Genomic DNA, 11,711 nt, shown 5'->3' with positions numbered 1-11,711 from the left:
CAGTCATCTCATAATCGACTGACACGATGCTTTCGCAAGCAAGCTCGCTCTCACAGGGGGTTGTGGGTCTGTGTTCAGGCTTGGTAGTGGCTCTCGCCCCAGGCGAGCAAACCCTGCAGCAACGCTTTGAGCACCAGCCGCGTCGGCTCTGCCAGATCGGCGCGGTAGCGGAACGGTTCGAACTCTTCCATGTAGGTGCTCTGGCACAGCTCCAGTTGCACGGCGTGGATGTGCTCGGCCGGGTTGCCGTAATGGCGGGTAATGTGGCCGCCCTTGAAGCGCCCGTTGAGCACGTGGGTGTAAGGGTCGTGACGGGCGCAGATGGCTTCCAGTTGCGTCGCCAGTTGTGGATCGCAACTGGCGCCGTTGAAGGTGCCGAGGTTGAAATCCGGCAGTTTGCCGTCGAACAGGTGCGGGATGACCGAGCGGATCGAGTGCGCGTCGAACAGCAGCGCATAGCCGAACTCGGCCTTCAACCGCGCCAGCTCTTGCTGCAGGGTGCGGTGGTACGGCGTCCAGATCTGTTCCAGGTACGTCGTGCGTTCTTCTTTCGACGGCTCCTTGCCTTCCTTGAACAACGGAATGCCATCGAACAGCGTTGCCGGATACAGCCCGGTGGTGGCGCCGGCGTACAGCGGTTTGTCGTCGGACGGGCGGTTCAGGTCGATGACGAACCGCGAGTACTCGGCGGCCAACGTGCTGGCGCCCAACGCCTCGGCAAAATCGTAAAGCTGCGGAATGTGCCAGTCGGTGTCCGGCAGGCTTTTCGCGTCCGGGATCAATCCGGCCTCGACCGCCGGGGTCAGACGTACGCCAGCGTGAGGCATGCTGATCAGCAGCGGTACGCGACCTTGTTTGAAGTTCAGAACCTTATCCACAACCGCTCTCCTACAGACTTGATTCAACGCCGTGACGCACGACGCGTTTGTCCAGATCGCCCCCGAGCCAATAGGCCAGGTCCGCCGGGCGGTCGATCTGCCAGGCGACAAAATCCGCGACCTTGCCGACTTCCAGCGAACCGTGGGTGTCAGCCATGCCCAGCGCTTGTGCGGCATGGATGGTCGCGCCGGCCAGGGCTTCTTCCGGAGTCATGCGGAAGCAGGTGCAGGCCATGTTCAGCATCAGGCGCAACGACAGCGCCGGCGAGGTGCCGGGGTTGAGGTCGCTGGCGATGGCGATTTTCACCTTGTGCTTGCGCAGGGCGTCCATCGGCGGCAACCGGGTTTCGCGAAGGAAATAGAACGCGCCCGGCAACAGCACGGCGACGGTGTCGGCTTTGGCCATGGCGATGGCGTCGTCTTCATCCATGAACTCCAGATGATCGGCGGACAACGCCTTGTAGCGCGCGGCCAGGCTGGAGCCATGCAGCGACGACAATTGTTCGGCATGCAGCTTTACCGGCAGACCAAGCTTTTGCGCGGTGATGAATACCCGCTCGACCTGCTCCGGCGAGAACGCCAGATACTCGCAGAACGCATCCACCGCATCGACCAGCCCTTCGGCGGCCAAAGCGGGAAGCATCTCGGCGCAGATGTGCTCGATGTAGTCGTCAGCGCGATCCTTGTACTCCGGCGGCAAGGCGTGGGCGGCCAGACAGGTGCTGCGCACGCTGATCGGCAGTTGCGCGGCGAGCCGGCGAATGACCCGCAGGATCTTGCGTTCGCTGGCCAGATCCAGACCGTAGCCGGACTTCATCTCGACCGTGGTCACGCCGTCGCGCATCAGGCTTTTCAAACGCTTGGCGGCGCTGGCGAACAGCTCGTCTTCGCTCGCTTCACGGGTGGCGCGCACAGTGCTGGCGATACCGCCGCCCTGCGCCGCGATCTCGGCGTAGCTGACGCCTTGCAGGCGTTTCTCGAATTCGCCGCTGCGGTTGCCACCGAACACCGTGTGAGTGTGACAGTCGATCAGGCCGGGGGTGACCCACGCGCCTTGCAGGTCGTTGACCGCCGGGTATTCGCCAGAGGGCAATTGATTGCGCGGGCCGATCCACTCGATGTGCGCACCGGACGTCACGATGGCCGCATCCTCGATGATCGAGTAGACGCCCTGCGCCATGGTTGCGACGTGGCAGTGTTGCCAGAGTGTTTTCATCCCAAGTCCTCGTCTTGTTCAAAATCGTATCGCTGGCAAGCCAGCTCCCACAGGTATTTGTGGGAGCTGGCTTGCCAGCGATGAGGGCCTTACAGGCTCGGCAGCAGCTTGGCTGGAACCAGCTCGGTCAGACACCGCGACGCCAACAGTTCGGTCGCCGCATTGATGTCCGGCGCAAAGAAGCGATCCTTCTCATAAAACGGCACTTCGCGCCGCAGAATCGCCCGCGCCTGTTCCAGCTTGGCCGAGGTCTTCAGACCGTTGCGCAGGTCCAGCCCTTGCACCGCCGCCAGCCACTCCACCGCGAGAATCCCGCGGGTGTTTTCGGCCATTTCCCACAGACGCTTGCCGGCGGCCGGGGCCATCGACACGTGGTCTTCCTGGTTGGCCGAGGTCGGCAGGCTGTCGACCGAATGCGGATGGGCCAGCGCCTTGTTCTCGCTGGCCAGTGCCGCGGCGGTCACCTGAGCGATCATGAAGCCCGAGTTGACGCCGCCATTGGCCACCAGGAACGGCGGCAGTTGCGACATGTGCTTGTCCATCATCAGCGAGATGCGGCGCTCGCTCAGCGAGCCGATTTCAGCGATGGCCAGGGCCATGTTGTCGGCGGCCATGGCCACCGGCTCGGCGTGGAAGTTACCGCCGGAAATCACATCACCTTCAGCCGCGAACACCAACGGGTTGTCTGACACGGCGTTGGCTTCGATGGCCAGCACTTCGGCGGCCTGACGGAACTGGGTCAGGCAAGCGCCCATGACTTGCGGCTGGCAGCGCAGCGAATACGGGTCCTGGACCTTCTCGCAGTTCTGGTGCGAATCGGAGACTTCGCTGCGCTCGCCGAGCAGATCGCGATATGCGGCGGCTGCATCAATCTGGCCTTTCTGACCGCGAGCGGCGTGAATACGTGCATCGAACGGCGAGCGAGAACCGAGCACCGCTTCCACCGTCAGACCGCCGATTGCCAGCGCACCGGCAAACAGGTCTTCACCTTCAAACAGACCACGCAGGGCAAATGCGGTGGACACCTGAGTGCCGTTGAGCAGCGCCAGACCTTCTTTCGCCGCCAGGGTCAGCGGAGTCAGACCGGCGACTTTCAGCGCTTCGGTCGCCTCCATCCATTCACCCTTGTAGCGCGCCTTGCCCTCGCCGAGCAGCACCAGCGACATGTGCGCCAGCGGTGCCAGGTCACCGGAGGCGCCGACCGAACCTTTGAGCGGAATGTGCGGGTACACCTCGGCGTTGATCAGTGCGATCAGCGCGTCGATCACCACGCGGCGGATGCCGGAGAAACCACGGCTGAGGCTGTTGACCTTGAGCACCATGATCAGCCGCACCAGTTCATCGCTGATCGGCTGACCGACGCCGGCGGCGTGGGACAGCACCAGCGAGCGCTGGAGGTTTTCCAGGTCTTCACTGGCGATGCGGGTCGAGGCCAGCAGGCCGAAACCGGTGTTGATGCCGTAGGCGGTACGGTTCTCGGCGAGGATCTGCTCGACACACGCAACGCTGGCCTCGATCTGCGCGGAGGCGCTGTGGTCGAGGGTCAGTTTGACCGGTTGCTGATAAACGTCACGCAGTTGGGCCAGGCTCAGTTGGCCGGGAATCAGGTTCAGCGCAGTCATTTAAATGCTCCTGTTTAGGCATTGTTATTAACTACCAGTCGCTCCGGAGCATTCCGTTAGCCGTCGTTTCTCGTCTTGTGGACGATCCGCGCCTTGGCACGCTGGTATGGGTATTGTCAGTGCAGATTCGGTAATACGTTGTGCAGCGAATCCGGGTGTTTCAGAACGCTTGCGGCGGCAGCGATGTCCGGCGCCAGCCAGCGATCCTGATCGTAGGCCGGGACGGTTTCACGCAGCAGGCGCCACGCCCGGTCGGTGCCTGCGCCAAAGCGCTGCGCCTTGAGAAATTCAAAGGCCTGCGCCGCCAGCAGGTACTCGATGGCGAGGATCTGCGTGCAGTTTTCGAGGGCACGGTGCAGCTTCAGCGCAGCGCTGGTGCCCATGCTCAAGTGGTCTTCCTGCAGGCCCGAGGTGACGTAGTTGTCGAGCACCGCCGGTTGCGCCAGTTGGCGGTTCTCGGCACACAGCGAGGCGGCGACGTATTGCACGATCATCATCCCGGAGTTCACCCCCGGATTGGCCACCAGAAACGCCGGCAGACCGCTGACGTGCGGGTTGACCAGGCGATCGAGGCGACGCTCGGCAATCGAGCCGATTTCGGCCATGGCAATCGCCAGCAGATCCGCTGCCATCGCCACTGACTGGCCGTGCGGGTTAGCCTGCGACATCACCCGGAAGTTGTCCGGCGTGCCCAGCAACAACGGGTTATCGGTGCAGCCATTGAGTTCGGCTTCCACCTGCCTGATCGCATGTTCCAGTTGATCGCGCGCTGCGCCGTGCACCTGCGGGATCGAGCGGATGCTCAGCGCATCCTGAGTGCGAATGCCCTTGCTGGTCGCGATCACTTCACTGCCATCGAGTAATGCACGCAGATTGCTCCCGACCTGCTGCATGCCCGGGTGCGGCTTGAGCGCGATGATCTCGGCGTCGAACGCGGCGATCTGACCGCGCTGGGCTTCGAAGCTCATGGCGCCGATCACGTCGGCCCATTGCACCAGGCGCGTCGCATCGGCAATCGCCAGGCAGCTGAGGCCGGTCATGCACGGCGTGCCGTTGACCAGGCACAAACCGTCCTTCGCGCCGAGCTGCACCGGTTGCAGGCCTTCTTCGGCCAACGCCTGCTGCGCCGAGATGATTTGCCCGCGATAGCTGACATGGCCCACGCCCAGCAGCGCGATGCCGATGTGCGCCATGTGCGTCAGGTAACCCACCGAGCCTTGCGCCGGCACCTGCGGGGTGATGCCACGATTGAGCAGCGCCAGCAACGCTTCGACCACGCGGCGATGAATACCGGACTTGCCATGGCTGTAGTTGTGAATCGCCGCGCAGATGATCGCGCGGGTCTGCTCATCGGGCAGCACCGGGCCGACACCGCAGGCGTGGCTGAGCAAAGTATTGCGCGAGAGCTGGCTGAGTTGTTCGTCCTTCAGCGAGACATTGGACAAACCACCCAGGCCGGTATTGACGCCATAAGCGCGCTCGCCGCTTTCGACGATGCGCTGGACGATGCCCTGAGCGTTTTCGATGCGTGCCCAGGTTTCGCTCGACAGTTCCAGTTGCGCGCCGTGACGGGCGACGGCGACCACGTCCTGCCAATGCAGGGGGTTGCCGGTGATGATGATTTTTTCAGCCTGGGACATCTAAAACCTCATACCAATTCTGTTGATACACCCTGTGGCGAGGGGATTTATCCCCGATGGGCTGCGCAGCAGCCCCAAAACCTTCAGCCAGGATGTTTCAGGTGCACCGCATGCAATGTTTGGGGGCGGCTTCGCCACCCATCGGGGATAAATCCCCTCGCCACAAAGGCAATCCATTTCAGACTACTGCCGCCCGCCGCTGCACGAACCGGTCAACATATTCATCCGCCGGCGAATGCAGGATCTCTCTCGGGGTGCCGACCTGAATCAGGCGGCCGTCCTTGAGAATCGCGATGCGGTTGCCGATGCGCACGGCCTCGTCGAGGTCGTGGGTGATGAAGACGATGGTCTTGTGCAGGGTCTTTTGCAGCTCCAGCAACTGGTCCTGCATCTCGGCGCGGATCAGCGGATCCAGCGCACTGAACGCTTCGTCCATCAGGATGATGTCGGTATCTGCCGCCAGCGCGCGGGCCAGGCCGACACGCTGACGCATGCCGCCGGAAAGCTGATGCGGGTATTTGTTTTCGTAGCCTTTGAGGCCCACGGTGTTGATCCAGTGCAGCGCACGTTCGGCGCACAGTTGCTTGCTCTCGCCGCGCACTTTCAGGCCGTAGGCGACGTTCTCGATCACGGTCTTGTGCGGCAGCAGGCCGAAGCTCTGGAACACCATGCTGATCTTGTGCCGGCGAAATTCGCGCAGCGCTTCCATGTCGTATTGCAGGATGTCCACGCCGTCGACCAGGATCGCGCCGCTGGTGGGGTCGATCAGGCGATTGAAGTGGCGCACCAGCGTCGACTTGCCCGAGCCGGACAGACCCATGATCACGAAGATCTCGCCAGTGCCGATGCTCAGCGACAGGTCATTGACCCCGACCACACAACCGGTTTCGTTCAGCACCTGATCCTTGGTCTTGCCCTGGCCAACCATCGCCAGTGCGTCTTTGGCGCGGTTGCCGAAAATCTTGAAGACGTTTTTGACTTCGATCTTGCTCACGGTTGCGTTGTTCATTTGCTCACCTCATGCCGTGGCCGACCGTACGCCTGAGTAATGCGGTCGATGACCACTGCGAGAATCACGATCGCCAGACCGGCTTCGAGGCCGCGTCCGACGTTGAGGGTCTGAATGCCCACCAGTACGTCTTCACCCAGACCTCGGGCGCCGATCATCGAGGCGATCACCACCATCGACAGGGCCATCATCGTGGTCTGGTTGATCCCGGCCATGATGCTCGGCAGGGCCAGCGGCAGTTGCACACCGAACAGTTGCTGCCAGCGGTTGGCACCGAAGGCGTTGATCGCCTCCATCACTTCACCATCGACCTGGCGAATGCCCAGATCGGTCAGGCGAATCAACGGCGGCGCGGCATAGATCACCGTGGCGAAAATCGCCGGGACCTTGCCCAGGCCGAACAGCATCAGCACCGGAATCAGGTAGACGAAGCTGGGCATGGTCTGCATGATGTCGAGCAGTGGCATCAGCACCGAACGCAGGCGATTGCTGCGCGCCGAGAGAATCCCCAGCGGAATGCCGATCAGCACCGAAATGATCGTCGCGACCATCATCAGCGCCAGCGTCTGCATGAGTTTGTCCCACAGGCCGACAGCACCGACGAGGAACAGCAGACCGACGATGACAGCGGTGGTCACCACTTTGCGCGTGGCGTGCCAGGCGACGACGCCGACGATCGCCAGCATCAACCACCACGGCGCCGCTCGCAGCAGGCCTTCGAGGTTGACGATGGCCCACAGCAGCGTGTCCGAGATGTGGCGGAACACATCACCGTAGTTGGTGACCAGCGAATCGACCCAACCGTTGACCCAGTCGGCGATGGAAAAGGTAAAGCTTTCGGGAAACATAAGCGGCTCTCAATCAGAAATCTCAATCAAGCGATTTACGGCATATCTCCCGGCCAGCCTCACGGTTGACCGGGAGGTATCGACCTACAGCGCCGCGTCGATTTTCTTGGCTGCGTCGTCACTGACCCACGCGTGCCAGACCTCAGGATGTTCCTTGAGGAAGATTTTCGCCAGCTTCGGCGACTCGATACGTTCCTTCGCCATGCGGCCCAGGTTCTGGTTCAGCAGGTCGATCGGCAGGTTGACCTTTTCCAGCACGGCCACCAGTTCCGGTGCCTGCTCGTGGAAGGTTTTCGACAGGCCGACCTTGATGCTCACGCTTTTGTCGACGCCCGGTTTTTCTTCAAGTTTGACCGCGTCGATCTGGCCCATCAGCGGGGTTGGCGACCAGTAGTAGAACAGGATCGGCTCGCCACGCTTGTAGCTCGACAGCACCGCCGCATCCAGCGCCGGGCCGGTGCCCGGACGGAAGTTGGTGTAGCTGTTTTCCAGGCCGTAGCTCTTGAGCATTTCGCTGTTGTCCAGCTCACAGGTCCAGCCCGCCGGGCAGTTGTAGAAACGGCCCTTGGACGGCTCTTCGGCGTCCTTGAAAATCGTCGCGTATTTGCCCAGATCGGCAATGTTTTTCAGGTCCGGGGCTTTTGCCTCGATCTTGCGTTTGGCGTCGCCTTCGATCACGTAGCGCGGCACGTACCAGCCTTCGATAGCGCCGACGATCGGGGCGCCGACACCGACGACTTTTCCGGCCTTCTCAGCCTTGTTCCAGACTTCGCTGCGACCGACCCATTCTTCGGCGAACACTTGAATGTCGTTGCTGCTCAAGGCGTTTTCCATGGTGATGGAGTTGCCCGGCAGGCTGTCGGTCTTGCAGTCGTAACCTTTCTCCAGCACCACTTGCAGCACGTCGGTCAGCAACATGCCGCTTTCCCAGTTCAGGCCGGCGAATTTCACCGGTTTGCCGGACTCGCACCAGCCGGCCGCCTGGGTGGCGCCGGCACTGGCCAGCAGGCCCATGGACAGCAGTGTGGTGAGCAGGGTCTTGTTCGATTTCATTATTGCGACGCTCCTAATCATGAATTGGCTTACGGCAGTCAAGAGGCATCCAGCCCTGTCCACGTCCAATCAGGCCTGCGCCGCAGCGCGCCCGGCCCCACTTTTTTCAGGTTGTACAGCACTGTTCTGCTCGAGCGGCAAAATCAGTTGATCAGGCACCGAGCCGTGCCATTTTTTCGCGCACAGGTAATACAGCGCGGCAGGCAGCACCAGGCCGATGATCCAGGAAATATCCACGTCACCGAGGGCAGCCACCAGCGGGCCGGTGTAGAACTTGGTGGAGATGAACGGCAGCTGCACCAGCACACCGAACACATAGACGCTGATCCCGAGCAGGTTCCAGCGGCCGTAGCGACCATTCGGATCGGCCAGCGCCGGTACGTCATAGCGTTCACGAGTGATGCAGTAGTAGTCGACCAGGTTGATCGCGCTCCATGGCGTGAAGAACGCCAGCAGGAACAGGATGAACGACTTGAACGCACCGAGGAACGAGTGCTGGCCAAGCAGTGCGATCAGGGTCGCCGCACCGACGATCACCAGCACGAACACCAGACGCTGCAGGCGGGTGACCGTCAAATGCCCACGGAAGCCGCTGATGATCGTGGCGATGCACATGAAGCTGCCGTACGAGTTCAACGTCGAGATGGTGACCTTGCCGAAGGCGATGCTGAAGTACAGCAGCGCCGCCGTGGCACCGGTGCCGCCCAGCCCGACGATGTAAGCCACTTCATGCCCGGCGAACTGGCCGTTGGCCGACGCCGCGGCGAATACGCCGAGGACCATCGCCACCTGCGCGCCGATGACCGAACCTGCGCCAGCGGCAAAGAAGGTTTTCACCGAGGAAACCTTGCTCGGCAAGTAACGCGAATAGTCCGCCACATACGGGCCGAAGGCGATCTGCCAGGACGCCGCGAGCGACACCGCCAGCAGGAAGCTGCTCCAGCTGAAGTGGCGGATCTGCAACAGGGCGCCCACATCCACCTGACTCAGCAGGCGGCTGAACAGATACACGAAGGCAATCACGCCAATGACGCTGGCGACACGCCCGATCCAGTGGATCACCCGATAACCGAGCACGGTGACCACCACGATGACACTGGCGAACAGCAGGATGCCGACGGTGTCGCTGACCCCGAATAACTGGCCCAGCGCCTGGCCGGAAAGCACCGTACCGGTGGCGGTGAAACCCAGGTACATCAGGCACACCAGCACGATCGGGATCGCCGCGCCATACACGCCGAACTGCACCCGGCTGGAAATCATCTGCGGCAGGCCAAGCTTCGGCCCTTGCGCCGCGTGCAGCGCCATCACGCCGCCGCCGAGCAGTTGACCGATCAACAGACCGATCAACGACCAGAACACATCACCGCCCAGCACCACGGCCAAGGCCCCGGTAACAATCGCGGTGATTTGCAGATTCGCACCCATCCACAGGGTGAACTGGCTCAACAGACGACCGTGTCTTTCCGCTTCCGGGATGTAGTCGATCGAACGCCTTTCGATCAACGGTTTGTTACCTGCACGATCGGGGGTTACAGCCATGATTCAACCTCTGTGGATTGTTTTGATTGTTCTCTCGGGCCTACTCGAACCCTTGTGGGAGCTGGCTTGCCAGCGATGACGTCGGCACCTTCAATATCTATTCCGGCAATGCCACCGCTATCGCTGGCAAGCCAGCTCCCACAGGAATCTGTGTTACTTGCCGCCGGTAATCATTGGCAGGTTCAGCCCCTGCTCCTTCGCGCAGTCGATGGCGATCTGGTAGCCGGCATCGGCGTGACGCATGACGCCAGTGGCCGGGTCGTTGTGCAGCACGCGCGCAATACGCTCGGCCGCTTCGTCGGTCCCGTCGCAGACAATCACCATGCCCGAGTGCTGCGAGAAGCCCATGCCCACGCCACCACCGTGGTGCAGCGAGACCCAGGTCGCGCCGCTCGCGGTGTTCAGCAGCGCATTGAGCAGTGGCCAGTCGGAGACAGCGTCGGAACCGTCCTGCATCGATTCGGTTTCGCGGTTCGGGCTGGCGACCGAGCCGGAGTCGAGGTGGTCGCGACCGATCACGATCGGTGCCGACAGCTCGCCGCTGCGCACCATTTCGTTGAACGCCAGACCGAGCTTGGCACGCAGGCCCAGGCCGACCCAGCAGATCCGTGCCGGCAGACCCTGGAAGCTGATGCGCTCGCGGGCCATGTCCAGCCAGTTGTGCAGGTGCGCGTCGTCCGGGATCAGCTCTTTGACTTTGGCGTCGGTCTTGAAGATGTCCTGCGGATCACCCGACAGTGCCGCCCAACGGAACGGGCCGATGCCACGGCAGAACAGTGGGCGAATGTAGGCCGGGACGAAGCCCGGGAAGTCGAACGCGTTTTCCACGCCCTCTTCCTGCGCCATCTGACGGATATTGTTGCCGTAGTCGAAGGTCGGAATGCCTTGCTTCTGGAAGTCCAGCATCGCTTTGACGTGGACCGCCATCGATTGCTTGGCGGCTTTGATCACGGCGGCCGGCTCGGTCTTGGCGCGGGCGCGGTACTCGTCCCAGGTCCAGCCCGCCGGCAGGTAGCCGTTCAGTGGGTCGTGGGCGCTGGTCTGGTCGGTGACCATGTCCGGACGCACGCCGCGCTTGACCAGTTCCGGGAGGATTTCTGCGGCGTTACCCAGCAGGGCGATGGAGATCGCTTTGCCTTCGGCGGTGTATTTGGCGATGCGCGCCAGGGCGTCGTCGAGGTCTTTGGCTTGCTCGTCGACATAACGGCTTTTCAGGCGGAAATCGATGCTCACCTGCTGGCATTCGATGTTCAGCGAGCAGGCACCGGCCAGGGTTGCAGCCAATGGCTGTGCGCCGCCCATGCCGCCCAGACCCGCGGTCAGGACCCACTTGCCCTTGAGGTTGTCGTTGTAATGCTGGCGACCGGCTTCGACGAAGGTTTCGTAGGTGCCCTGAACGATGCCCTGGCTGCCGATGTAGATCCAGCTGCCGGCGGTCATCTGGCCGTACATGGCCAGGCCTTTGGCGTCGAGTTCGTTGAAGTGTTCCCAGCTCGCCCAGTGCGGCACCAGGTTGGAGTTGGCGATCAATACGCGCGGGGCGTTGCTGTGAGTCTTGAACACGCCGACCGGTTTGCCGGATTGCACCAGCAGGGTTTCGTCGTCGTTCAGATTGGTCAGGCTTTCGACGATCTTGTCGTAGCACTCCCAGTTACGCGCAGCGCGACCGATACCACCGTAAACCACCAGCTCTTTCGGGTTCTCGGCCACTTCCGGGTCGAGGTTGTTCATCAGCATGCGCAGCGGCGCTTCGGTCAGCCAGCTCTTGGCGGTCAGCTTGTTGCCGCGTGCAGCGCGGATCTCGACGTCACGGTATTTAGTAGGTTTTGTGTCAGTCACGAAAAAGACTCCTCAGCGATCAATTCAAACCAACCCTGGCAGTGGGCAAGCAGCCTGCGCGCCT

General features: G+C 62.1%; 9 protein-coding genes. All 9 read right to left on the bottom strand.

Going from position 1 to position 11,711, the window contains the following annotated elements; genetic code table 11:
- Positions 1–74: 74 nt before the first annotated feature.
- The 9 genes from hutG to hutU all read right to left on the bottom strand — a co-directional run bounded on the left by hutG (position 75) and on the right by hutU (position 11,647).
- Positions 75–878, bottom strand: a complete 804-nt coding sequence (gene hutG, locus HXW87_RS05865; protein ID WP_239778565.1) for an N-formylglutamate deformylase — start codon at positions 876–878, stop codon at positions 75–77.
- A gap of 10 nt (positions 879–888) precedes the next feature.
- Positions 889–2,094, bottom strand: coding sequence for an imidazolonepropionase (gene hutI / locus HXW87_RS05860; RefSeq protein ID WP_047290871.1), 1,206 nt, complete (start codon positions 2,092–2,094; stop codon positions 889–891).
- A gap of 89 nt (positions 2,095–2,183) precedes the next feature.
- Positions 2,184–3,716, bottom strand: coding sequence for a histidine ammonia-lyase (gene hutH / locus HXW87_RS05855; protein ID WP_239778564.1), 1,533 nt, complete (start codon positions 3,714–3,716; stop codon positions 2,184–2,186).
- Between the two features lie 116 nt (positions 3,717–3,832).
- Entirely contained in the window at positions 3,833–5,356 is a 1,524-nt protein-coding gene (hutH, locus tag HXW87_RS05850) for a histidine ammonia-lyase (protein WP_239778563.1), read from the bottom strand.
- Between the two features lie 178 nt (positions 5,357–5,534).
- A complete protein-coding gene (locus tag HXW87_RS05845; RefSeq protein ID WP_047601084.1) occupies positions 5,535–6,365 on the bottom strand; it encodes a glycine betaine/L-proline ABC transporter ATP-binding protein in 831 nt (276 codons plus the stop codon).
- The gene (locus tag HXW87_RS05840) at positions 6,362–7,213 is read right to left on the bottom strand and encodes a proline/glycine betaine ABC transporter permease (protein ID WP_007949591.1); all 852 of its coding nucleotides are present in this window, start codon (positions 7,211–7,213) and stop codon (positions 6,362–6,364) included. The genes HXW87_RS05845 and HXW87_RS05840 overlap by 4 nt, the downstream gene beginning before the upstream one ends.
- A gap of 84 nt (positions 7,214–7,297) precedes the next feature.
- Positions 7,298–8,266: an ABC transporter substrate-binding protein gene (locus tag HXW87_RS05835; protein WP_041071468.1), complete on the bottom strand. Its 969-nt coding sequence runs from the start codon at positions 8,264–8,266 to the stop codon at positions 7,298–7,300.
- 69 nt (positions 8,267–8,335) lie between these two features.
- Positions 8,336–9,808, bottom strand: a complete 1,473-nt coding sequence (locus tag HXW87_RS05830; protein WP_047290869.1) for a cytosine permease — start codon at positions 9,806–9,808, stop codon at positions 8,336–8,338.
- 153 nt (positions 9,809–9,961) lie between these two features.
- Positions 9,962–11,647: a urocanate hydratase gene (gene hutU / locus HXW87_RS05825; RefSeq protein WP_047290868.1), complete on the bottom strand. Its 1,686-nt coding sequence runs from the start codon at positions 11,645–11,647 to the stop codon at positions 9,962–9,964.
- Between the last annotated feature and the right edge of the window lie 64 nt (positions 11,648–11,711).

The sequence above is a fragment of the Pseudomonas sp. Y5-11 genome (assembly GCF_022368695.1).
Taxonomy (GTDB): domain Bacteria; phylum Pseudomonadota; class Gammaproteobacteria; order Pseudomonadales; family Pseudomonadaceae; genus Aquipseudomonas; species Aquipseudomonas parakoreensis.
The sequence above is the reverse complement of the archived record's forward strand: the minus strand, read 5'-3'. Positions and strand labels throughout refer to the sequence as shown.

Coding starts and splice junctions, on each gene's coding strand:
- HXW87_RS05830 (WP_047290869.1), bottom strand. CDS start 9,808: ATGGCTGTAACCCCCGATCGTGCAGGTAACAAACCGTTGATCGAAAGG.
- HXW87_RS05845 (WP_047601084.1), bottom strand. CDS start 6,365: ATGAACAACGCAACCGTGAGCAAGATCGAAGTCAAAAACGTCTTCAAG.
- hutH (WP_239778564.1), bottom strand. CDS start 3,716: ATGACTGCGCTGAACCTGATTCCCGGCCAACTGAGCCTGGCCCAACTG.
- HXW87_RS05840 (WP_007949591.1), bottom strand. CDS start 7,213: ATGTTTCCCGAAAGCTTTACCTTTTCCATCGCCGACTGGGTCAACGGT.
- hutH (WP_239778563.1), bottom strand. CDS start 5,356: ATGTCCCAGGCTGAAAAAATCATCATCACCGGCAACCCCCTGCATTGG.
- HXW87_RS05835 (WP_041071468.1), bottom strand. CDS start 8,266: ATGAAATCGAACAAGACCCTGCTCACCACACTGCTGTCCATGGGCCTG.
- hutI (WP_047290871.1), bottom strand. CDS start 2,094: ATGAAAACACTCTGGCAACACTGCCACGTCGCAACCATGGCGCAGGGC.